Raw genomic sequence first — 22,921 nt, 5'->3', positions numbered from 1 at the left:
AAGATTTGACGATCGGATCACACGGTCCGTTCGACCATCATCTGCTTGATATGCGAAATCGCCGCCGCCGGGTTCAAACCCTTCGGGCAGGTCTTGGCGCAGTTCATGATCGTGTGGCAGCGGTACAGCTTGAAGGGATCCTCCAGCTCATCCAGACGCTCACCCGTTGCTTCATCGCGGCTGTCGATGATCCAGCGATAGGCATGCAGCAACGCGGCTGGCCCCAGATACCGATCACCGTTCCACCAATAAGACGGGCAAGAGGTCGAGCACGACGCGCACATCACGCATTCATACAGGCCGTCCAGCTTCTTGCGGTCCTCGATGGACTGCTTCCACTCTTTCGCGGGGCGGTTCGTCTTGGTCTCCAGCCACGGCATGATCGACGCGTGCTGCGCATAGAAATGCGTCAGGTCGGGGATCAGGTCTTTCACCACCGGCATGTGCGGCAGCGGATAGATCGTCACGTCGCCCTTGATCTCGTCCAGCCCGTAGATACAGGCCAGCGTGTTGATCCCGTCGATCATCATCGCGCAAGAGCCACAGATCCCTTCGCGGCAGGACCGGCGGAAGGTCAGGGTCGGATCGATCTCGTTCTTGATCTTGATCAGCGCGTCCAGAACCATCGGGCCGCACTTGTCCATATCCAGGAAATACGTGTCGACCCGCGGGTTTTCCCCATCATCGGGCGACCAGCGATAGATCTTGAACTTGCGGATGTTCGTCGCGCCGTCCGGCTTGGGCCATGTCTTGCCCGTCCGGATGCGAGAGTTCTTGGGAAGGGTGAATTGTACCATGTCGTCCTCCTTAGAACGTCCGCGCCTTGGGCGCGATCCGCTTGAGTTCGATGCCACCCTCTGCCTCGGTCGACAGCGGGTCGGTGATGACGGGGCGATAGGTCAGATCGACCTTGTTACCCTCAACGCGGCTGATCGTGTGCACGCGCCACTTGTCGTCGTCACGCTCGGAATAATCCTCGTGCGCATGTGCGCCGCGGCTTTCGTGCCGCGCTTCGGCGCCGACGATCGTGGCCAGTGCGTTCGGCATCAGGTTGGTAAGTTCCAGCGTTTCCATCAGGTCGCTGTTCCAGACCAGGCTGCGATCAGTGACTTTCAGATCGCCCATCTTGCCAGCGATTTCGGTCATCTTATCGACGCCTTCCTTCAGCGTCTCAGACGCGCGGAAAACGGCTGCATCGGATTGCATCGTGCGCTGCATTTCCAGACGCAGTTCAGCGGTCGGCGTGCCGCCCGAAGCGTTGCGCAGTGTGTCAAAGCGGTCAAACGCCTTGTCGACCTGTGCTTTGTTGGTCGAGGGCACGGCACTATCGCGGTCCACAACTTCGCCAGCGCGGATCGCGGCGGCGCGGCCAAAGACCACGAGGTCGATCAGAGAGTTCGAGCCAAGACGGTTCGCCCCATGCACGGAGGCACAGCCCGCCTCACCCACGGCCATCAGACCGGGGACAACGGCATTCGGGTCGTCAGAGGTCGGGTTCAGCACTTCGCCCCAATAGTTCGTCGGGATACCGCCCATGTTATAGTGCACGGTCGGCAGAACCGGGATCGGCTCTTTGGTGACGTCCACACCGGCGAAAATCTTCGCGGATTCGGAAATACCCGGAAGACGTTCTGCCAGCGCTTCGGCAGGCAAGTGCGACAGGTTCAGGTGAATATGGTCCCCATGCTCACCCACACCACGACCTTCGCGGATCTCCATGGTCATCGAGCGCGAGACATAGTCGCGCGGCGCAAGGTCTTTGTACTGGGGCGCATAACGCTCCATGAAACGCTCGCCTTCAGAGTTGGTCAGATAACCACCCTCACCGCGTGCGCCTTCGGTGATCAGACAGCCAGAACCGTAGATGCCCGTCGGGTGGAACTGCACGAATTCCATGTCCTGCAGCGGCAGACCCGCGCGCGCCACCATACCGCCACCGTCGCCGGTGCAGGTGTGGGCCGAGGTGGCCGAGAAATACGCACGGCCATAGCCGCCCGTCGCCAGCACCACCATCTTGGCGTTGAAGACATGCATCGTGCCGTCGTCCAGCTTCCAGCAGACGACACCGGTGCAGACACCATCATCCGACATGATCAGGTCGATGGCGAAATATTCGATGTAGAACTCAGCGTTGTTCTTCAGCGACTGACCATACAGCGTGTGCAGGATCGCGTGGCCGGTCCGGTCGGCGGCAGCACAGGTCCGCTGCACGGCAGGGCCTTCGCCAAACTCGGTGGTGTGGCCACCAAAGGGACGTTGGTAAATCTTGCCCTCTTCGGTCCGCGAGAAGGGCACGCCGTAGTGCTCCAGCTCGTAAACGGCCTTGGGGGCCTCACGGGCGAGGTATTCCATCGCGTCCGTATCGCCCAGCCAGTCCGACCCTTTAACGGTGTCGTACATGTGCCACTGCCAGTGGTCGGGCCCCATGTTGGACAGGGACGCGGCGATGCCACCCTGCGCAGCCACGGTGTGCGACCGGGTCGGGAAAACCTTGGTCACGCACGCCGTGCGCAGACCCTGTTCCGCCATACCCAGCGTGGCACGCAGACCAGCGCCACCGGCGCCAACCACGACCACGTCATAATCATGCGTTTCGTATTCGTATTCAGCCATCGGAAACCTCGGGACTTACAGGGCCAGCTTGATCAGCGAAAAAATCGCGAACGCAGCAATGGCATAGGACAGGATGGTCACGCCGATGATCGTCAGGCGTCCGGCCAACCCGTGCACGTAATCTTCAATCGCCATCTGCGCGCCGTTCTTGAAGTGCGTCATGCCAACGATAAAGGTCAGCGCCGCAATCACGGACGGAAATGGACGGGAGTAATAGGCGACGACCTCTTCATAAGGGGCGCCAATGATATAGCCGGTGGTGAAGACGAACAAAGGCACCAGGATCAGCAGGGCGATCGACGTGACCTGCATGGACCAATGATGTGCGGTCCCGGTCTTTGATGCCCCCATACCTACGGCTCGCTTGCGGTCGGTCAGAAAACGCATGGCTGGCTCCTTTCTTATACGATGATCGCGGTCAGCAGGGTCAGAACGACCGACCCGCCGATGACAACCCAGCCCATCTTGTCCGAGCTTTCGACATCCAGCAGATAGCCGTTGTCCCAGATCAGGTGACGAACACCGGCCAGCGTGTGGTACCAAAGACCAAGGCAAGACAAGAGCATGATGATATCGCCGACCCAGCTTGTGATCACGAAATCTGCTACCTTGAAGTAGTCAGGCCCGGACGCGGCGGCCAACAACCACCAAGCAATCAGAAAAGCGGCGCCAATCAGCGCGTTCCCTGTGATCCGCGTCAGGATCGAGGTGACGGAATTCAGCTGGAAACGGTAGTATTGCCCCAGCATGAACGGCGACAGAGGGCGATTGCCCCGGTTCACATCGGCCATGAGGTCCTCATTCGGAATATCTGTTGGTGGTTCTAGTGATTTTTGTCAGCTTGTCATTAGGTCAGGGTCAAACCGTCGCAGAAAATGCAGGATTCCGACCCTAAAAGTTGTACGTGTGATCACAACAGACGCGCGCGTGATCACAACGGGCGACTCGTTTAACCAATTGGCAACCGCATGAGCGAATTACAGCGGCATCAGCGCCCAGTAATCCAGATCCAGCAGGACCTGGCTGTGGTATTTGCCGTTTTCGTCTTTCAGCTCGCCGACCGACGCGTCGTCGACAGCCACCAGCCGCAGCCGGATCGCGCCTACGCCGGGGGCCGAGGTCTCGGCCTTGTCCAGAACTTCCGACCACGCCTTGATCGTCTTCCCGCTGAAGCACGGGTTCGCATGTGCCCCACCGTTAAGGCCCACGATCATCTGCGCATTGGCCAAGCCGTTGAAAGACAGTGCCCGCGCCATCGAAATGACGTGACCGCCATAGATCAGCCGCTGCCCATCAGGCCGGAAGGTCGCGTCGAAATGCACTTTGGCCGTGTTCTGCCACAGGCGCGTGGCCATCATATGCTCGGCCTCTTCGATGGTGACACCGTCGACGTGGCCGATCACCTCACCAACCGCATAGTCACCGAACCGGTGCGGTTCCCCGGCAAGGGTGAAGTCGTAGTTAGTGAAATCCAAACCTTCGGGGATCACCAGATCCTTAGGATCAATGACCTTAGCCAAATCCGGCACAACAGCGTCTGGCGCAGGCGCATCGACATCATTCTTCCGCACCATCACCCAGCGGACATATTCCATCACGACTTCGTCGTTCTGGTTCATACCCCGGGTCCGCACGTACACCACGCCCGTCTTGCCGTTCGAGTTCTGCTTCAGCCCGATCACCTCGGACGACGACCGCAGCGTGTCACCCGCATAGACCGGCTTCAGCCAGCGCCCCTCCGCATAGCCAAGGTTGGCCACCGCGTTCAGCGACACATCCGGCACCGTCTTGCCAAAGACCACGTGGAACGCCGCCAGATCGTCGATGGGCGAAGCAGGCAGCCCACAGGACCGCGCGAATTCGTCCGAAGAATACAGCGCATGCCGCATCGGATAGAGCGCGTGGTACATCGCCCGCTCCCCGCCCGACACGGTCCGAGGCACCGCATGGTCGATGACCTGCCCGATCTTGTAATCCTCGAAAAAACGGCCCGCGTTCGTCTTGGTCATCACAGCTCTCCCAGCTTCACGTCGGGGTCATAGTCACCGGCGACGTCCTTGGTAACGGCCTGCCCACAGCGCATCACGCCCGTGGTCGCGTCATGGGCATAGGTCGGGCCGCCATAAAGCTCCCACCCCTTGGCCAAAGCCGCCGTCACCTTGTGGCAAAAGGCTGACGTGTCGTCCGCTGTCAAAAACCGGTAGGCTTTCATGATCTTCCCCTTAATCGCGGCTTACCCGAAGGTCGGATAGCCAAGCCACGTATGAATCATCCCGATCACGCCCAGCAGCACGATCGAAATCGCGGCGAACATGATGTCCTTGCCGATCTTGCCCTTGGCAGGCGGCACCCAGCCCGGCTCGGCCCGGTTGATCACCACCATCTCGGCCACGGCCCAAAGGCCCAAGCCACCGAACAGCACGAAGGACGGAACATCCCCGTTCACCAGCAGATGCGCGATGGTCCACAGCAGGAACCCGGTCAGCATCGGATGGCGCATCTTGTAGAACAGCGCGCCCTTCTTCGGCCCCGGAGACGTAAAGTACAGCGCCGCGATCATCAGCAGGTTGTTGATCCCCACGGTCGCAGAATGACGGCCCCAGAACACCGCGCCATCCGCCGCACGATAGCCAAAGATCATCAGCAGGATCGACACGACCAGCGCGACCGCAACGATCCCTTTGCCTTTGTCGCCCATCGACGCGCGATGCGCCGGGGCCAGACGTTTATAGAAATGGGCCAAGGCCCAAAGAAGAACCCCAAGGATCAAAAGGATCATAACGTGCGCCCCGCTGGCTAAGACAAATGTGCCGACACCCTGACGGGCTTAGCCCATCTTCGCAATCGCCTCTGCCTTCGCCAGCGTCTTTTTGGCGGTCTCGACATGCAGGTTCTCAACGATCTTGCCGTCCACGACAGCAACGCCCTGCCCTGTCCGCTCGATCTCCTCGTGCGCTTCGATCTGACGTTTGGCCAGATCGATCTCGGCTTCCGTTGGGGCAAAGGCAGTGTTCGCGCCCGCGACCTGCGCCGGGTGGATCAGCGTCTTACCGTCAAAGCCCAGGTCGCGGCCTTGTTCGCATTCCGCAGCCAGGCCTTCTTCGTCCAGATACTGGTTATAAACGCCATCGACGCAGATCACGTCATGCGCCCGCGCGGCTAGCAGCATCTGCTGCAGCGCGAACATCATCGGTAGACGATCCGCGCGGGACCGGCAGTTCAGTTCTTTCGCCAGATCGTTGGTGCCCGCGACAAACCCGGTCAGACGGGGATGCGCCGCGATTTCCAGCGCGTTCAGCACGCCCAGCGGCGTTTCGATCATCGCCCACATGGCGGTGTTGCCGCCCAGCAGCTCATCCAGCGCCTCGATATGCTTCACGCTGTCGACCTTGGGCAGCAGGAAGGCATCCGCGCCCGCGTCCTTCAGAACCTTGACGTCGTCGGCCCCCCATTCGGTGTCCAAGCCGTTGATCCGAATGATCTTGGCCCGGTTGCCATAGCCACCGTCCTGAAGCGCCTTTTTCAGCGTTTCGCGCGCTTCGCCCTTGGCATCCGGCGTCACCGCATCCTCAAGATCAAAGATGATCGCGTCGCAGGCCAGCCCGCGCGCCTTGTCCAACGCCCGCTCTTTCGAGCCGGGGATATAAAGGACGGAACGATAAGGGCGATAGGCAGTGTCCATGGGGCAACTCCGAGTCGCGGCCGGTATGGCCGGGTAACAATCTTGCGCACCAATGCCACTTTTTAAGGGAAAAGTTCAAGGCCCGTTTCGCCGCGTCGCAGAGAAAAGGCGCGCGCGACATCGCGACCGTCCACCGTGCGGTCGATTAACCACTTATTCGCACCTTGGGCGCAAATTGGTCGCGAGGAAGGATTGCGCTGGTCAGAGGACAAAGCCGCCAAAGCTGCGGCCCAAGGAAAGGACTGCACTATGCCCAAGTATCTGTCGATGACCCTGCTGGCCGCCGCCTGCCTGACACCTGTTGCCGCCACCGCCAACTCTGGTTGTGCCCCGCGCGACGTGGTGCTTAGCCGCCTCGCCTCGGCGTTTGGCGAAACCCGCCAATCCATCGGCCTCGGATCAAACAACCAGATGGTCGAAGTTTTTGCATCAAAAGAAACCGGTTCATGGACGATCACCGTCACCCGTCCCGGCGGCATCACCTGCCTTGTCGCCAGCGGCGAAGCCTTCGAAACCCTGTCAGAAGCGCTGCCAAATCAGGACAAGGACGCCTAGCAGAATCGCCCGCATTTTCGGTCAAAACGGCTGAGAAACATCCAGATGCTGCCCGTAACCGCGCGACCACGGGGTAAAAATTTATCCCGCAAGCTGCTGAAATAGAAACCAATCCTAAGGGTTTTTCCGCTCTTTCCCGCATGTGATGCGCCACTTGGCCCGGCCTCGGACTTGCACTGAGGCCGCAAAACTCCTACGCATCGCCAAAGTTTCATGAGATTGGAGATACATTCCATGGCACGACCCAAGATCGCCCTTATCGGCGCAGGTCAGATCGGCGGCACGCTCGCCCACCTCGCAGCATTGAAAGAATTGGGCGACGTCGTTCTGTTCGACATCGCGGAAGGCACGCCCGAGGGTAAGGCCCTCGACATCGCCGAATCCGGTCCCTCCGAAGGCTTCGACGCGACCCTGAAGGGCACGCAGGACTACGCCGACATCGCTGGCGCAGACGTCTGCATCGTCACCGCCGGCGTGCCGCGTAAACCCGGCATGTCCCGCGACGACCTGCTGGGCATCAACCTGAAGGTCATGAAGTCCGTCGGCGAAGGCATCAAAGCCAACGCCCCCGACGCATTCGTCATCTGCATCACCAACCCGCTGGACGCGATGGTCTGGGCCCTGCAGAAATTCTCTGGCCTCCCGGCCGAGAAAGTTTGCGGCATGGCCGGTGTTCTGGACAGCGCACGCTTCCGTCACTTCCTGTCGGTCGAATTCGGCGTGTCCATGAAGGATGTCACTGCATTCGTTCTGGGCGGCCACGGCGACACCATGGTCCCCTCCACCCGCTACTCCACCGTGGCCGGTATCCCCCTGCCCGATCTGGTCAAGATGGGCTGGACCACGCAGGAAAAACTGGACGCGATCATTCAGCGTACCCGTGACGGCGGCGCCGAAATCGTTGGCCTGCTGAAGACCGGTTCGGCCTTCTACGCACCGGCCACCTCGGCCATCGAAATGGCCGAAGCTTACCTGAAAGACCAAAAGCGCGTTCTGCCCTGCGCCGCATATTGCGACGGCGAACTGGGTGTGAAGGACATGTACGTGGGCGTGCCCACCGTGATCGGCGCTGGTGGCATTGAAAAGATCGTGAACATCAAGCTCAACAAAGAAGAGCAGGAAATGTTCGACAAATCGGTCGATGCCGTGAAGGGTCTGGTCGACGCATGTAAGGGCATTGACAGCTCTCTGGCCTGATCGCCTTGACGGAAAAGTCACAAAGACCAAACGCGGCCCGGTTGTCCCACGACGACCGGGCCGCTTTGATTGCGCAGGCCGTGTCGCTGTTCGAGGCAGAGCAAGCCGACAAGGCGGAACCGATCTACCAACAGGTGCTGGCGTCTGACCCCGACAACATTCCGGCCCTGATCGGCGCAGCCCACTGCGCGTCGAACCTACGGCGCGACGCAGAGGGGGCGCTGGCGATTTTGGACCACGCCCTAAAGGTCGCCCCGTCAAACGACCACGTCCACCAGTCACGCGCCGCGATACTGAACACCAAGGGCGATTTTGCCGGTGCCGTCGCCTCTGCCCGCCGCGCGATCGAGTTGAACCCCAGAAACGCGCTGGCTTACGTCAATCTGACGGAATCCACCAAGATCACTTCGGGCGACCCCTTGTTCGCGCAGGCCGAGCGCACGCTGGAGCAAGGCGGCCTGGCGCGGGAACACCTCGTCGCGCTGCATTTCGCTTTGGGGAAGGCCTATCAGGATTGTGGAGAGCTGGACCGCGCCTTTCAACACTTTGCCAGCGGCAACGATCTGAAGCCGGAGTTTACCGGTCAGGCGAATTACACCCAAGTGGCCGAGCGTCAGAAAGCACTTTATTCGCCCGCCTTCTGCGCCGAGTTCAAAGGCGCGGTGCGCGCTACCCCGCGGCCGATTTTCATCATCGGCATGCCACGATCCGGCACCACCCTGCTGGAACGTATGCTGGCCGCGCATCCGGACGTCACCACCGCCGGTGAGCGCCCCGAGATGAATGCGCTTAGCGAAAGCCTGTACGCGAACGCGTTGAAGACCCGCGGCGATCTGGCTCCGGATGATGCGATCCGACAGGCGATGACCCGCGACAACCTAACCAAGATCGCGCGAAGCTATATCACCAAGATCGCCAAGGTCGCGGATGCCAAAAGTCAGAACATCATCGACAAGATGCCCGCGAATTTCTGGACGCTTGGCCTGATTACCACGGTGTTCGCCGACGCGCCCATCCTGCACATGCAGCGCCACCCTTTGGATACCGGGCTGTCGAACTACCTTGCCAATTTCCGGGGCGGGCTGGACTATTCTAACCGGCTAGACACGCTCGGCTTCTACTACCGCCTTTACAATGACCTGATGGACCACTGGCAGCAGGTACGCGGCGACCGGATCCTTCGCATCAACTACGAAACGCTTGTTTCGGACCCCGAGGGGGAAACCCGCCGCATCCTGAAGTTCTGCAAGCTTGATTGGTGCGATGCCTGCGTGCACCCCGAGGATACCCAAGGTGTGATCGCCACGGCCAGCCGATGGCAGGCGCGGCAAAAGATCAACACCGCATCCGTTCAAAAGTGGCGACGCTATGAAGACCAACTGTCTCCGCTGATCGACGCGCTTGGCGGGTGGGAGTGGATCGATGCGCATGAACAGGAACGGTTCGCACGCACCGATGATGGCGGTCAGTCCTGACGCGACATCACCTCGTCCAGCACCCGCGCGACCAGCATCGCCGACCCAGCCATCACCAATGACCGACCGATCTGGGAGGCCACATTGTCAGGCGCAACCTTGTCTGCCCCATCCCGCGCAACACCGACGGCCCGAGCGACGCGACCGCTTGCACCATCGCCGCGGCCGGTGGGATTGGGCAGGTCCAGCGCCGAGGGGCGGATACGGGTCAGGGCGAACCCGGCGGCCACCACGGCGGCCCCTGCGGCAAATGGCTTCCACCATTGCGATTCCAAATCGGGCATGATGTCTTTCGGCTGATATTCGGTTAGTTTGTCGGCAAAGCTCATGGGTGTCTCCTTTGCGGGTCAACCACGCAGGGGGCGCACCGGTTCCGGCGAACGCAAGTGAGTCGCCTGTGATCGGACAGAAACGGTGCAGTGAATCGCCGATAGACACCGGGAACCCAAGCTTTTTAACCTTTGGTCAATGTTTGCGCGGAGCGTTGTGATCACACCGATAAAGCGTGTGATCACAAAGAGGTCTATTTCGGCTGTTTCCTGCAAACAGTGTCAGAAAATGATTCATCCGCCCCGCGCACTATGTCACACCCGGACACAATCGTATCTGAAACGAGGGACGGATTTCATGAACATCCATGAATACCAGGCGAAGGCAATTCTTCGCGACTACGGCTGCCCGGTGTCGGACGGCCGTGCGGTATTGAAAGCCGAAAACGCAAAAACCGCTGCTGGCGAACTTGATGGACCGCTTTGGGTCGTCAAGGCGCAGATCCACGCAGGTGGCCGCGGCAAGGGCAAATTCAAAGAAGCCGACGCTGGCGAAAAGGGCGGTGTCCGCCTAGCCAAATCGGTAGAAGAAGCAGCCGAAGAAGCCAAGAAGATGCTGGGCCGCACGCTGGTCACGCACCAGACCGGCCCCGAAGGCAAGCAGGTCAACCGCATCTACATCGAAGACGGCTCTGACATTGACCGCGAGCTTTATCTGGCCCTGCTGGTGGACCGTCAGACCTCTGCCGTGTCTATCGTCTGCTCGACCGAAGGTGGCATGGACATCGAAGAGGTCGCCGCTGCGACCCCGGAAAAGATCCTGTCGTTCTCGATCGAACCCGCGACCGGCTACCAGCCGTTCCATGGCCGCAAAGTGGCATTCGCTCTGGGTCTGGAAGGTCAGCAGGTCAAGCAGATGGTCGGCCTTCTGGGCAAACTGTACCAAGCCTTCACCGAGAAGGACATGGAGCAGCTGGAAATCAACCCGCTGATCGTGATGCCCGATGGCAACCTCAAGGTTCTGGACGCCAAGGTCGGCTTCGACGGCAACGCCCTGTACCGTCACAACGACATCATCGCCCTGCGCGATGAGACCGAGGAAGACCCCAAGGAACTGGCAGCGTCGAAATACGACCTGAACTACATCGCACTAGACGGTGAAATCGGCTGCATGGTGAACGGCGCAGGTCTGGCCATGGCGACGATGGACATCATCAAGCTGTATGGTGCTGAACCGGCAAACTTCCTCGACGTCGGTGGCGGCGCCACCAAAGAGAAAGTTACCGAAGCGTTCAAGATCATCACCTCTGACCCCAACGTCAAAGGCATTCTGGTCAACATCTTCGGCGGCATCATGCGCTGCGACGTCATCGCCGAAGGCGTTGTCGCTGCGGTGAAAGAAGTGGGCCTTCAGGTTCCGCTGGTCGTCCGTCTGGAAGGCACGAACGTCGAAAAGGGCAAAGAGATCATCAACACCTCTGGCCTGAACGTCATCGCGGCGGACAACCTGTCCGACGGCGCTGAGAAAATCGTTAAAGAAGTGAAGGGCTAAGATCATGGCAGTCCTCGTAGACGAAAACACCAAGGTTATCTGTCAGGGCTTCACCGGCTCTCAGGGCACCTTCCACTCGGAACAGGCGATCGCTTACGGCACCAAGATGGTCGGCGGCGTGACCCCCGGTAAGGGCGGCACCACGCACCTTGATCTGCCGGTCTTCAACTCGGTCCACGAAGCGGTCGACGTCACGGGCGCGAATGCGTCGGTGATCTACGTTCCGCCGCCGTTCGCCGCGGACTCGATCCTCGAGGCGATCGACGCAGAGGTCCCTCTGATCGTCTGCATCACCGAAGGCATCCCGGTGCTGGACATGATGAAGGTCAAGGCCGCTTTGCAGAACTCCAAATCGCGCCTGATCGGCCCGAACTGCCCCGGTGTCATCACCCCTGACGCCTGCAAGATCGGCATCATGCCCGGCCACATCCACAAGCGTGGGTCAGTTGGCGTTGTGTCCCGCTCCGGCACCCTGACCTACGAAGCGGTCAAGCAGACATCGGATGCGGGTCTGGGCCAGTCTTCGGCTGTTGGTATCGGTGGTGACCCGATCAAGGGGACCGAACACATTGACGTGTTGGAAATGTTCCTGGCCGATGATGAGACCGAGTCCATCATCATGATCGGTGAAATCGGTGGCAGCGCGGAAGAAGAAGCCGCGCAGTTCCTCGCTGACGAGAAGAAGAAAGGCCGCTGGAAGCCCACCGCTGGGTTCATCGCGGGCCGCACCGCCCCTCCGGGTCGTCGCATGGGCCACGCAGGCGCCATCGTCGCCGGCGGCAAAGGCGGCGCGGAAGACAAGATCGAGGCGATGAAATCCGCCGGGATCGTGGTCGCCGATAGCCCCGCCGGTCTGGGTGAGGCTGTTCTGAAAGCGATCAAGGGCTAAGTCCCTCAAGACACGAAGGTTCCGGGCGATCCCCGCCCGGAACGGTTTTTAAAGGATCGGCCATGGGCCACTTGGACAGGAAGTTCGCCGCGCTGTGTCTGGCATCCCGCAAGGATGGCACCGACATCGCCGCGCTGCGCCCCTGCCCTTCAAGAAAGGTCAACGCATGACCTTTGGCACCGCCGTCCGCACCTGTTTCCGCAAATACGTCACCTTTTCTGGCCGCGCGACACGGCCCGAATACTGGTGGTTCATGCTGTTCATCATCGTCGGTGGGTTTGTCACCAATATGCTGGATGGCTACCTTTTCGGCTTTACCACCACCCCCGTCAGCGAGACCGAATTCGAGGTCGAGAGCAATGGACCCATCGCCTCTCTCTTTTCGCTCGTGACACTGTTGCCGATCATCGCCGCAGGCTGGCGCCGGATGCACGACACGGGTCGGTCCGGCCTTTATCTGCTCTACCCGATCCTTGTCTGGATCGGCATCGGCACCTTTGCCAGCATGGCCGGACTGACCGGGTCCATCATGTCCGGCGACTTTGCCGCACTGTTTGCAGGGCTGACAGGCATCATCATGATCATCTCGATGATCATCGCGCTGTTTTCGCCCTTCATCGTCATCTGGTGGCTGACACGCCCCACGCAACCTGGGCCCAACGACTATGGCCCCAACCCTAACGAGGTCCCCGCATGACCGAACAAAATCCCAATGACGTCTTCCATGCCTCCAGCTTTATGCAGGGGCACAACGCGGAATATCTGGAGCAGTTGCACGCCAGATGGGCCAACGATCCGGCGTCGGTTGACGAGGCATGGGACGAGTTCTTCCGCCAGCTTGGCGATAGCGAAGTCGACGCCAAGAAAGAAGCCGCAGGCCCCAGCTGGGCGCGCATGGACTGGCCGCCGCAACCCAGTGACGAACTGACGGCCGCGCTGGACGGTCAGTGGCCCGTGCCCGCCGAAATGGCCGCCGCCGGGGATAAGATCAAAGCCAAAGCCGCCGAGAAGGGCGTCGCGGTCGATGATGACGCGGTGAAACAAGCGGTGCTGGATTCGGTTCGCGCGCTGATGCTGATCCGGGCCTACCGTATTCGTGGGCATCTGGCGGCGGATCTTGACCCCCTGGGTATGCGGGACGAAACCAACCACCCCGAGTTGGACCCCAAATCCTATGGCTTCAAAGAAGCCGACATGGATCGCCCGATCTTTTTGGACAATGTTCTGGGTCTGGAAGTCGCATCGATGCGCCAGATCGTGGACATCGTGAAACGTACCTACTGCGGCACCTTCGCCCTGCAGTACATGCATATTTCGAACGCGGAAGAAGCCGGCTGGCTGAAAGAGCGCATCGAAGGCTACGGCAAGGAAATCACCTTTACCCGTGAAGGCCGCAAGGCGATCCTGAACAAGCTGGTCGAAGCCGAGGGTTTCGAGAAATTCCTGCACGTCAAATACATGGGCACCAAACGCTTTGGCCTTGATGGCGGCGAAGCGCTGATCCCCGCGATGGAGCAGATCATCAAACGTGGCGGCAACCTTGGCGTCAAAGACATCGTCATCGGCATGCCTCACCGGGGCCGCCTGTCGGTTCTGGCCAACGTCATGAACAAGCCGTACCGCGCGATCTTTAACGAATTCCAGGGCGGGTCGTTCAAACCCGAAGACGTCGATGGCTCGGGCGACGTCAAATACCACCTTGGCGCGTCTTCCGACCGTGAGTTTGACGGCAACGAAGTGCACCTGTCGCTGACGGCGAACCCGTCGCACCTTGAGGCCGTTAACCCCGTCGTTCTGGGCAAGGTCCGCGCCAAGCAGGACCAGTTGAACGATCACGACCGCACCGCTGTCATGCCGATCCTGCTACACGGCGACGCGGCCTTTGCCGGTCAGGGCGTCGTGGCGGAATGTTTCGGTCTGTCGGGCCTGCGCGGTCACCGCACCGGCGGCACGATCCATATCGTGGTGAACAACCAGATCGGTTTCACCACCGCGCCGCACTTCTCGCGCTCCTCCCCCTATCCGACCGATATCGCGATGATGGTCGAGGCGCCGATCTTCCACGTGAACGGAGACGATCCCGAGGCCGTGGTGCATGCCGCCAAGGTTGCGACCGAATTCCGCCAGAAGTTCCACAAGGACGTGGTCATCGACATCTTTTGTTATCGCCGCTTCGGCCATAACGAAGGCGATGAGCCGATGTTCACCAACCCGATCATGTACAAGAAGATCAAGGGTCATAAGACGACCCTGTCGCTGTACACCGACCGTCTGGTCAAGGACGGCCTGATCCCTGAAGGTGAGATCGAGGATATGAAAGCCTCGTTCCAATCCTACCTGAACGAAGAGTTCGAGGCCGGGAAGGATTACAAGCCCAACAAGGCTGACTGGCTGGATGGCAAATGGTCCGGGCTGGAGCGTGAGAAAGACGATTACCAGCGCGGCGAAACCGCCATCAAACCTGAAACGATGGAGCAGATCGGGAAGGCCCTGACCCAACTGCCCGACGGTTTGCCGACCCACAAGACTGTCGAACGTCTGATGGAATCCAAGAAGCAGATGTTCGAATCTGGCACCGGCTTCGACTGGGCCACCGGTGAAGCTCTGGCCTTCGGGTCGCTTCTGACCGAAGGCTACCCCGTGCGTCTGGCCGGTCAGGATTCGACCCGCGGCACCTTCTCTCAGCGTCATTCGGGCATCGTCGATCAGAACACCGAAGAACGTTACTATCCGCTGAACAACATCCGCGAAGGCCAAAGCCGCTATGAAGTCATCGACTCTATGCTGTCGGAATACGCGGTGCTTGGGTTCGAATATGGCTATTCGCTGGCCGAACCGAATGCTCTGACCCTGTGGGAAGCGCAGTTCGGCGATTTCGCCAACGGCGCGCAGATCATGTTCGATCAGTTCATCAGCTCTGGTGAGTCGAAATGGCTGCGGATGTCGGGCCTCGTCTGCCTGCTGCCGCATGGCTATGAAGGTCAGGGCCCGGAACACTCCTCTGCCCGTCTGGAACGCTTCTTGCAGATGTGTGGTCAGGACAACTGGATCGTGGCGAACTGTACGACGCCTGCGAACTACTTCCACATCCTGCGCCGTCAGCTGCACCGGTCGTTCCGTAAGCCGCTGATCATGATGACGCCGAAATCGCTGCTGCGCCACAAGCTGGCCGTATCGGATGCCGACGAATTCACCACCGGCAGCTCGTTCCACCGGGTGCTGTGGGATGACGCGGACAAACAGTACGGCAAGAACCGTTCGTCGACCGATCTGGTTGAAGACAAGAAGATCAAGCGCGTCGTCATGTGTTCCGGCAAGGTCTACTTTGACCTGCTAGAGGCCCGCGACGAAGCCGGTCTGAAAGACGTCTACATCCTGCGCCTGGAGCAGTTCTATCCCTTCCCTGCGATTTCGCTGGTCAAGGAACTGGAGCGTTTCAAAGGGGCCGAGATGGTCTGGTGTCAGGAAGAGCCCAAGAACCAGGGCGCCTGGACCTTTGTGGAGCCGAACATCGAATGGGTCCTGACCCGCATCAAGGCCAAGCATCAGCGCCCGACCTACGCCGGCCGCGTCGCCACCGCATCGCCCGCAACGGGCCTTGCCGCCCAGCACAAGGCCCAGCAGGCCGCGCTGGTCAACGACGCGCTTGGGATCGACAGCTAACAACCGACTTTCAGGGCGGCGGGGTGACCTGCCGCCAGACCAGAGACAACCGAAGATAAGGAAAGCCACCGATGACCACCGAAATCCGCGTGCCCACCTTGGGCGAAAGCGTCACCGAGGCCACCGTCGCCACATGGTTCAAAAAACCCGGCGACACGGTCGCCGTGGATGAAATGCTGTGCGAACTGGAAACCGACAAAGTCACGGTAGAGGTGCCCTCGCCCGCCGCGGGCACCCTGTCCGACATCGTCGCCGAAGAAGGCGAAACCGTTGGTGTGGACGCCCTGCTGGGCAATATCTCGGAATCCGGCAACGCCGGGCCCGAGGAAACCAAACCGCGCGACGAAGGCACCAAATCCACCGAAGCGGAAGAGCCCGCCAATGGCGGTGACACCGGCGGCAGCGGCGAAACCGTCGCTGTTATGGTCCCGTCGCTTGGTGAATCGGTCTCTGAAGCCACCGTCGCGACCTGGATGAAGAAAGAAGGCGACAGCGTCGAAGCAGACGAAATGCTGTGCGAGCTGGAAACCGACAAGGTGTCCGTCGAAGTGCCCGCCCCCGCCGCTGGCGTGCTGGGCAAAATCCTGAAGAAAGAAGGCGAAACCGTCGAAGCCGGTGGTCAGCTGGCGGAAATCACCGCAGGCTCTGGCGGCGCAAAGTCGGCTCCCAAGGTCGAAGAAGAAGGCGCAAAAGGCGAAGCCTATCAGACCTCGCCGAACTCCGGCTCGCGCTCTGACGTCGAAGATGCACCCTCGGCCAAGAAAGCCATGGCCGAAGCAGGCGTGTCCCGCGATCAGGTCACCGGCACCGGTCGCGACGGTCGCATCATGAAAGAAGACGTGGCCAAGGCAATCTCTGCCGCGTCTTCGTCCTCCTCGTCGTCGCAACCTGCCTCGGCCCCGCGCGCGCCGGTATCGGCTGACGATGCGGACCGTGAAGAGCGGGTGAAAATGACCCGTCTGCGTCAGACCATCGCCCGCCGTCTGAAGGACGCGCAGAACGCCGCCGCGATCCTGACCACCTATAACGAGGTCGATATGACCGAGGTGATGGCGCTGCGGTCCGAATACAAAGACCTGTTCGAGAAGAAGCACGGCGTCCGTCTGGGCTTTATGTCCTTCTTCACCAAGGCCTGTTGCCACGCGCTGAAAGAGGTTCCCGAGGTCAACGCCGAAATCGACGGCACCGACATCGTCTACAAGAATTTCGTGCACATGGGCATCGCGGCCGGCACCCCGCAGGGTCTGGTCGTTCCAGTCATCCGCGACGCCGACAGCATGTCCTTTGCCGAGATCGAAAAAGCCATCAACGAAAAGGGCAAGCGCGCCCGCGACGGCAAACTGTCGATGGCGGAAATGCAGGGCGGCACCTTCACCATTTCGAACGGTGGCGTCTACGGCTCGCTCATGTCCTCGCCGATCCTGAACCCCCCGCAGTCCGGTATCCTCGGCATGCACAAGATCCAGGACCGCCCGATGGTCATCAACGGTGAGATCAAGATCCGCCCGATGATGTATCTGGCCCTGTCCTACGATCACCGCATCGTCGACGGCAAAGGCGCCGTGACCTTCCTTGTCCGCGTGAAAGAAGCGCTGGAAGATCCCCGTCGTCTGCTGATGGACCTCTGATTAATGGGGTAATTCCCATCCTACAGCGGGCCGTGCGACTTAACGCGCGGCCCGATTTATGTGAGCCGCCAGAATGCCCCGCCGCAACCGAGATGACACCCGCGCCGAATTGCGTCGCCTCACCCCCGGGATGGACCTCTACCGTGATTGGCGGATGGCCATGTGGCGGGCCCTTCACGGCCCCGACGCCCAGATCGACCCCAACGAATTCAACGTGACTGGCGCAGTCGTAATGGATGAATTCGACGCCTACACCGGCCCGCACTACGGCCATTTTCTGAAAGACATCCAAGGCTGGTACGCCGCCACCGCTAGCGATCTGACTTATTTCATGAAGACCGGCGATCAAGAAACGCAGCAAGCCGTCGCAACCTTCTTGGCTGACTTCAAATCAAACCTCGGCTTCAGCCTGTTCGACGAAGCCGGACTTTGGCACCGCACCGTGAAAAAGGTACTGACGCGGGGGCACATCGCCAACGACCAAGAATGGGCTATCATTCAGGATATTCTGATAGACACGGATCAGACGACGGTTTCCCCCGAAGATCTGACCCGTATCGCGTCACTGACCCAAGACTACGAGGCCCACCAATGACCCCCGAACTCGCCGCACTTGCCGCCACCGCCTTTATCCATCTGGTCGCCGTCGGCTGGTCGCAGAAGGAACTGACCAAGGATGTGGGCACCGATGGCAACGCCGGGCCGCGCGATGGCGATCTGGATATCTCGACCCGCACCGCCCGCCTGCGCCGTGCGCTGGCCAATCACACTGAAAACATCGGCCCCTTCATCATCGCCGTTGTTCTGGTCGAATTGACCGATACCAACAGTCTCCTGACGGCCATCGCCGCTTGGGTCTTCGTCGCCGCCCGCACGCTGTACCTGCCCGCCTACGCCTTTGCCTGGGTGCCATGGCGTAGCGCGATCTACACCGTCGGCCTGATCGCGACATTCACCATGATCATTCGGAGCTTTTTCTGATGACCCCTGAACTTACCGTCCTTGCTCTTGCCGCGCTTCTACAGGTCGCTCAGATCGCGTTGATGTCAGTGACCGCCAATATGGAACTCGACGCGGGCAAGACGCTTGGCCCGCGCGACCCGGATCGTCTGGGCAAGCCTCTGATGGAGCAGGTCAGCCCCCGCACCGGGCGCATCCACCGGGCGATGAACAACCATTTCGAAGGTCTGATCCTCTTTGGCATCGCCGCGCTTCTGAGCGCCCATGCCGGATCGACGGCCTTTACCACCATATGCGCCTGGGTCTACCTGATCGCTCGGGTCCTCTATGTCCCTGCCTATGTCTTTGGCTGGGTCCCATGGCGCAGCTTCATCTGGATGGCGGGCCTCATCGCAACGACGCTGATGATCCTCGCCACGCTCTTTTAACCATCCTCTTGCCATAAATATTCCCGGGTGAATTAAGCCAAAGGCTCAAGAGGGGCAGCGCCCCTTTCCCTTAGGACCAGACAGGGCTAAACCCAAGGCAAGTGCACCGCCGAACAGACCAAGGAGACGTCCCATGGCAGCCTATGATGTGATCGTGATCGGAGCAGGCCCGGGCGGCTATGTCGCGGCTATCCGCTGCGCCCAGCTGGGCCTGAAAACCGCCTGTGTCGAAGGACGCGAAACCCTTGGCGGCACCTGCCTGAACGTGGGCTGTATCCCGTCCAAGGCAATGCTGCACGCCACGCACAACCTGCACGAGGCAGAGCATAACTTTGCCACCATGGGCCTGAAGGTGTCCGCACCCAAGGTCGATTGGAAGACCATGCAGGAGTACAAACAATCCGTTGTCGACAGCAACACCGGTGGGATCGAGTTCCTGTTCAAGAAGAACAAGATCGACTGGCTGAAAGGCTGGGGATCGATCCCCGAGGCCGGCAAGGTCAAAGTGGGCGACGAGGTCCATGAAGCCAAGAACATCATCGTCGCCTCCGGGTCTGAACCCAGCAGCCTGCCGGGGATCGAGATTGACGAGAAGATCGTCGTTTCCTCGACTGGGGCGCTGGAACTGTCGAAAATCCCGAAGAAAATGGTCGTTGTCGGCGCCGGTGTCATTGGTCTGGAAATGGGCTCTGTCTACGCGCGTCTGGGCACCGAAGTGACGGTTGTCGAATTCCTCGACCATATCACCCCCGGTATGGACAAAGAGGTGCAGCGCACCTTGCAGAAACTGTTGAAAAAGCAAGGGATCGAGTTCATCCTGAACTCTGCCGTGCAATCGGTTGAAACGACCAAGACCAAGGCCAAGCTGACCTACAAATCCCGCAAAGACGACAGCGAGACGACGCTGGATGCCGATGTGGTTCTGGTTGCCACGGGCCGCAAACCCTACACCGATGGTCTGGGCCTGTCCGATCTGGGGATCGAGATGACCGACCGCGGCCAGATCAAGACCGACGATCACTGGGCGACCAACGTCAAAGGCATTTATGCCATCGGCGACGCGATTACCGGACCGATGCTGGCCCACAAGGCCGAAGATGAAGGCATGGCCGTCGCCGAGGTGATCGCAGGCAAACATGGCCACGTGAACTATGGCGTGATCCCCAGCGTGATCTACACCCACCCCGAAGTTGCGATGGTTGGCATGACCGAAGAGCAACTGAAAGACGAAGGTCGCGCCTACAAGGCGGGCAAGTTCTCTTTTATGGGCAACGCGCGGGCCAAGGCGCTGTTCGCGGCAGATGGGTTCGTGAAAATCCTCGCCGACAAGGATACCGACCGCATTCTGGGCGCACATATCGTCGGCCCCTCGGCCGGGGACCTGATCCACGAAATCTGCGTCGCGATGGAATTCGGTGCGTCGGCACAGGATGTGGCGCTGACCTGCCATGCGCACCCGACGGTGTCCGAGGCCGTGCGCGAAGCCGCGCTGGCCTGCGGCGACGGCCCGATCCACATGTGATCGGCAGCCAGATCAGAAACCAGAACGCCGCCCCAACCGGGCGGCGTTTTTCGTTTCAGCCTTTCAGGGGAAATCCGGCCTCGACCATCAGCGCGTTGCTGCGCTCTTCCACCCGCGACTCAAGTTCGCTGATGAATTCGTTGCGGCTCAGACCCGGGCTGATCGGGTCCAGAAACTCGACCACCGCTAGGCCCGGCTTCCGCAGGATGCCCTGCCGGGGCCAGAACACGCCCACATTGGTGGCGGCCGGTACGCAGACCTGACCAGTTTCTTCGTAGATCACAGCGGACCCGACCTTGTAAGGCATAACCACCCCGGGTGCCACGCGTGTGCCCTGCGGATAGATGATCAACTGGCCGCGCGGCGCGTCACCTGCCGTAACACCCCTCATCATCTGGCGGATCGCCTCGGCCCGCTTGCCACGATCCACTGGCACGCAGCCGATGCGCAACGCAAACCAGCCCAGGATCGGCGCATAAACCAAGCTGGCTTTCATGATGAACTTGGGTCGCGGGACTTCGCTGACGATCAGGATGATGTCGAAAAAACTTTGGTGTTTGGCGGCGATCAGAACCTCGCCTTCTGGAATTGGGCCGCGTACTTCGGATCGCAGCCCGACCATCCAGCGCGCCGACCAGCGCACGTAGCGGCAATAGGCATTCACAGCATCATAGGCCGAGTCGCGCCGGAAGATCGCCAGCGGCGTGTAGTACAGCGCCATGATCGCCATCGCGAGGTACATCTGCACGATGAAGATCAGCGACCGGATATATTGGATCATGTCAGCGCCCCCAGCACCCGAAGCGAGGCGCGCAGTGTCGCCAGATAGGCCACGCCTGCCCCGATCACCGGGATCAGGATCGGCAGGAACCATTCCCCACCCTGAAATCCGAGGCCGGTCAAAAAGCCGATGTCCTCTCCGGCCGAAGGCAGGAATAAGATCGCCAGTGTACCCAGAACGACGCCGGTGAAAGCCCCGGCCAATGTCCGCAGCGTGAACCGACGCACGAAAGCGCGGGCGATGTAACGATCTTCGGCGCCAACAAGGCGCAGCACTTCGATCACACGCGCGTTTGAGGCTAGGGCAGAGTTCGCCGCCAGCGTGATAATCGCCGCCATCGCCCCGCCGATCAGCAGGATGGAAAACACCCCGAGCGTTCGCAGGCGATTGGCCGCCGCCACCAAGGGCCGCCGCCAGCGTGTGTGATCGTCCAGCAGCGCGCCGGGCGCTTCGGCCTGAAGCCGCAGGCGCAGACCAGCGGCATCAAAGCCGTCGTCCGTTTCGATCACTTCGATCAACTGCGGGATCGGCAGCTCTTCTACCGGCACGTCTGCGCCGAACCACGGGGCCAGCAGGGCGCGCTGTTCTTCGGCTGTCAGGGCGCGCGCCTCGGCCACCCCTTCGGTGGACCGCAGCACGCGCAGGGCGGCATCCGTCTGCACCTGCATCTGATCTTCGGGCGCGGATATCCGCACGGTGGAGGCACGGGCCAAGTCCTCTCCCCACCGGTCAGCAAGACGCCCCGCCGCCAGGGAAAGCGCCAGGGCAAAGACCGTCAGAAAGGCCATAACCGCCGCCGCGAACAGCGTCAGGTGTGCCGATTGGCCAGAGGGTGGAACGACGCGGTCGGCTGACCCATCGCCCGACAGAAATTCCTTGATCAGCGTCGGCGCCCTCACAGGTCCGCCCCCGCAAGCTGCAGGCGCCGATTGGAAATCCGCAGAACCCGCGCCTGCACATGCTGTTTGGCGGCGCGGATCAGGCCCAGATCGTGGCTGGCAATCAAAACGGTTTTGCCCATGCGGTTCAGCTCGACCAGCAATTGCAAAAGACGCTGCGACATTTCCCAATCGACGTTCCCGGTGGGTTCGTCCGCCAGCACAACGTCCGGCGACAGGATCACGGCCCGTGCCAACGCCGCCCGCTGCCGTTCCCCGCCAGACAATTGCGGCGGCAGCGCGTTGGCCCGCGCACTAAGTCCGCACCACGTCAGCAGATCGGACAGGTTCTCTGCCTCACTCTGCACGTCGCGGCCAGCGACCGTCAGGGGCAGCGCGACGTTTTCATAAAGGCTCAGGTGGTCCAGAAACTGGCAATCCTGATGCACCACGCCGATCCGACGCCGCACCTGGGCCACGTCGTCGCGCGTCATCTCTCGGACGTCTTGGTCGAAAATCCTGACATATCCGGCAGTTGGCACCAGCGCGCCATAGCAAAGCTTTAGGAACGTCGTCTTGCCCGAGCCGGACGGACCTGTCAGGAAATGAAATGACCCCGGCGCGAGTTTCAGCGACACGTCGCTCAACAACTCCCCTCCGCCGTAGGAATAGGCCAGATTTTCCAACTCGATCACGTTTTGCCCTCACTCTGCCCGTCTTATCTGCACCAGAGGCGCGCAGGATTCAATTGGATCAAGCTGGCTGACGATTGCGTTTTTACCACAAGAGAATACAAGATAAGGTAATGTTAATGAGCTACCGGCAGATG

The 22,921-nt window shown here is 60.5% G+C and carries 24 protein-coding genes; 12 read left to right on the top strand and 12 right to left on the bottom strand.

The window, feature by feature from the left end; all coding sequences use genetic code 11:
- Positions 1-17: 17 nt before the first annotated feature.
- The 8 genes from ACI3GR_RS11945 to ACI3GR_RS11910 form a co-directional block, all read right to left on the bottom strand.
- Positions 18-797 carry a succinate dehydrogenase iron-sulfur subunit gene (locus ACI3GR_RS11945; RefSeq protein ID WP_407494761.1) on the bottom strand — a complete coding sequence of 260 codons (780 nt, stop codon included), beginning with the start codon at positions 795-797 and terminating at the stop codon, positions 18-20.
- Positions 798-807: 10 nt separating this feature from the next.
- Positions 808-2,613 carry a succinate dehydrogenase flavoprotein subunit gene (gene sdhA / locus ACI3GR_RS11940; protein ID WP_407494760.1) on the bottom strand — a complete coding sequence of 602 codons (1,806 nt, stop codon included), beginning with the start codon at positions 2,611-2,613 and terminating at the stop codon, positions 808-810.
- A gap of 15 nt (positions 2,614-2,628) precedes the next feature.
- Entirely contained in the window at positions 2,629-3,000 is a 372-nt protein-coding gene (sdhD, locus tag ACI3GR_RS11935) for a succinate dehydrogenase, hydrophobic membrane anchor protein (protein ID WP_407494758.1), read from the bottom strand.
- Positions 3,001-3,014: 14 nt separating this feature from the next.
- The gene (sdhC, locus tag ACI3GR_RS11930; protein ID WP_407494757.1) at positions 3,015-3,404 is read right to left on the bottom strand and encodes a succinate dehydrogenase, cytochrome b556 subunit; all 390 of its coding nucleotides are present in this window, start codon (positions 3,402-3,404) and stop codon (positions 3,015-3,017) included.
- 186 nt (positions 3,405-3,590) lie between these two features.
- On the bottom strand, positions 3,591-4,622 hold the full coding sequence (locus ACI3GR_RS11925; RefSeq protein ID WP_407494755.1) for a MaoC family dehydratase: 1,032 nt from the start codon (positions 4,620-4,622) through the stop codon (positions 3,591-3,593).
- Positions 4,622-4,825: a DUF1737 domain-containing protein gene (locus ACI3GR_RS11920; protein WP_407494753.1), complete on the bottom strand. Its 204-nt coding sequence runs from the start codon at positions 4,823-4,825 to the stop codon at positions 4,622-4,624. The genes ACI3GR_RS11925 and ACI3GR_RS11920 overlap by 1 nt, the downstream gene beginning before the upstream one ends.
- A 21-nt stretch (positions 4,826-4,846) precedes the next feature.
- The gene (locus tag ACI3GR_RS11915) at positions 4,847-5,392 is read right to left on the bottom strand and encodes an NnrU family protein (protein WP_407494751.1); all 546 of its coding nucleotides are present in this window, start codon (positions 5,390-5,392) and stop codon (positions 4,847-4,849) included.
- Positions 5,393-5,440: 48 nt separating this feature from the next.
- Entirely contained in the window at positions 5,441-6,295 is an 855-nt protein-coding gene (locus tag ACI3GR_RS11910) for an HpcH/HpaI aldolase/citrate lyase family protein (protein ID WP_407494750.1), read from the bottom strand.
- A gap of 249 nt (positions 6,296-6,544) precedes the next feature.
- On the opposite strand from ACI3GR_RS11910, the gene ACI3GR_RS11905 reads away from it, so the two are divergent.
- The 3 genes from ACI3GR_RS11905 to ACI3GR_RS11895 all read left to right on the top strand — a co-directional run bounded on the left by ACI3GR_RS11905 (position 6,545) and on the right by ACI3GR_RS11895 (position 9,522).
- Positions 6,545-6,850, top strand: a complete 306-nt coding sequence (locus tag ACI3GR_RS11905; RefSeq protein WP_407494749.1) for a hypothetical protein — start codon at positions 6,545-6,547, stop codon at positions 6,848-6,850.
- Between the two features lie 234 nt (positions 6,851-7,084).
- On the top strand, positions 7,085-8,047 hold the full coding sequence (gene mdh / locus ACI3GR_RS11900) for a malate dehydrogenase (RefSeq protein ID WP_407494748.1): 963 nt from the start codon (positions 7,085-7,087) through the stop codon (positions 8,045-8,047).
- A 41-nt stretch (positions 8,048-8,088) separates the two neighbouring features.
- Positions 8,089-9,522 (top strand): tetratricopeptide repeat-containing sulfotransferase family protein, encoded by a 1,434-nt coding sequence (locus tag ACI3GR_RS11895; RefSeq protein WP_407494746.1) that lies wholly within the window; start codon positions 8,089-8,091, stop codon positions 9,520-9,522.
- On the opposite strand, the gene ACI3GR_RS11890 is transcribed toward ACI3GR_RS11895, so the two are convergent.
- A complete protein-coding gene (locus ACI3GR_RS11890) occupies positions 9,513-9,851 on the bottom strand; it encodes a hypothetical protein (protein ID WP_407494745.1) in 339 nt (112 codons plus the stop codon). The genes ACI3GR_RS11895 and ACI3GR_RS11890 overlap by 10 nt on opposite strands.
- 298 nt (positions 9,852-10,149) lie before the next feature.
- On the opposite strand from ACI3GR_RS11890, the gene sucC reads away from it, so the two are divergent.
- The 9 genes from sucC to lpdA all read left to right on the top strand — a co-directional run bounded on the left by sucC (position 10,150) and on the right by lpdA (position 20,433).
- Entirely contained in the window at positions 10,150-11,343 is a 1,194-nt protein-coding gene (gene sucC, locus ACI3GR_RS11885; RefSeq protein WP_407494744.1) for an ADP-forming succinate--CoA ligase subunit beta, read from the top strand.
- A 4-nt stretch (positions 11,344-11,347) separates the two neighbouring features.
- Positions 11,348-12,232, top strand: a complete 885-nt coding sequence (gene sucD / locus ACI3GR_RS11880; protein WP_407494742.1) for a succinate--CoA ligase subunit alpha — start codon at positions 11,348-11,350, stop codon at positions 12,230-12,232.
- Positions 12,233-12,398: 166 nt separating this feature from the next.
- Positions 12,399-12,929 carry a DUF805 domain-containing protein gene (locus tag ACI3GR_RS11875; RefSeq protein WP_407494741.1) on the top strand — a complete coding sequence of 177 codons (531 nt, stop codon included), beginning with the start codon at positions 12,399-12,401 and terminating at the stop codon, positions 12,927-12,929.
- Positions 12,926-15,895: a 2-oxoglutarate dehydrogenase E1 component gene (locus ACI3GR_RS11870; RefSeq protein WP_407494740.1), complete on the top strand. Its 2,970-nt coding sequence runs from the start codon at positions 12,926-12,928 to the stop codon at positions 15,893-15,895. Before ACI3GR_RS11875 ends, ACI3GR_RS11870 begins: the two co-directional genes overlap by 4 nt.
- 71 nt (positions 15,896-15,966) lie before the next feature.
- On the top strand, positions 15,967-17,523 hold the full coding sequence (odhB, locus tag ACI3GR_RS11865) for a 2-oxoglutarate dehydrogenase complex dihydrolipoyllysine-residue succinyltransferase (RefSeq protein WP_407494738.1): 1,557 nt from the start codon (positions 15,967-15,969) through the stop codon (positions 17,521-17,523).
- Between the two features lie 73 nt (positions 17,524-17,596).
- Positions 17,597-18,118 carry a hypothetical protein gene (locus tag ACI3GR_RS11860; protein WP_407494736.1) on the top strand — a complete coding sequence of 174 codons (522 nt, stop codon included), beginning with the start codon at positions 17,597-17,599 and terminating at the stop codon, positions 18,116-18,118.
- Positions 18,115-18,504 (top strand): MAPEG family protein, encoded by a 390-nt coding sequence (locus ACI3GR_RS11855; protein WP_407494735.1) that lies wholly within the window; start codon positions 18,115-18,117, stop codon positions 18,502-18,504. Before ACI3GR_RS11860 ends, ACI3GR_RS11855 begins: the two co-directional genes overlap by 4 nt.
- Positions 18,504-18,911 carry an MAPEG family protein gene (locus tag ACI3GR_RS11850; RefSeq protein WP_407494733.1) on the top strand — a complete coding sequence of 136 codons (408 nt, stop codon included), beginning with the start codon at positions 18,504-18,506 and terminating at the stop codon, positions 18,909-18,911. The genes ACI3GR_RS11855 and ACI3GR_RS11850 overlap by 1 nt, the downstream gene beginning before the upstream one ends.
- 133 nt (positions 18,912-19,044) lie before the next feature.
- Complete coding sequence (gene lpdA / locus ACI3GR_RS11845) at positions 19,045-20,433, top strand: dihydrolipoyl dehydrogenase (protein ID WP_407494732.1); 1,389 nt, start codon at positions 19,045-19,047, stop codon at positions 20,431-20,433.
- A 55-nt stretch (positions 20,434-20,488) separates the two neighbouring features.
- On the opposite strand, the gene ACI3GR_RS11840 is transcribed toward lpdA, so the two are convergent.
- From ACI3GR_RS11840 to ACI3GR_RS11830, 3 genes are read right to left on the bottom strand one after another with little or no spacing between them, the layout of a single operon-like run.
- Complete coding sequence (locus ACI3GR_RS11840; RefSeq protein WP_407494730.1) at positions 20,489-21,214, bottom strand: lysophospholipid acyltransferase family protein; 726 nt, start codon at positions 21,212-21,214, stop codon at positions 20,489-20,491.
- Positions 21,211-22,113, bottom strand: coding sequence for a cell division protein FtsX (locus tag ACI3GR_RS11835; RefSeq protein WP_407494729.1), 903 nt, complete (start codon positions 22,111-22,113; stop codon positions 21,211-21,213). The genes ACI3GR_RS11840 and ACI3GR_RS11835 overlap by 4 nt, the downstream gene beginning before the upstream one ends.
- A complete protein-coding gene (locus ACI3GR_RS11830) occupies positions 22,110-22,787 on the bottom strand; it encodes a cell division ATP-binding protein FtsE (RefSeq protein ID WP_407494728.1) in 678 nt (225 codons plus the stop codon). The genes ACI3GR_RS11835 and ACI3GR_RS11830 overlap by 4 nt, the downstream gene beginning before the upstream one ends.
- Positions 22,788-22,921: the final 134 nt, after the last annotated feature.

Source organism: Pseudooceanicola aestuariicola (assembly GCF_045763785.1).
In the GTDB taxonomy this organism is placed as follows: domain Bacteria; phylum Pseudomonadota; class Alphaproteobacteria; order Rhodobacterales; family Rhodobacteraceae; genus Pseudooceanicola.
This window is presented reverse-complemented; position numbering and strand designations above follow the sequence as displayed.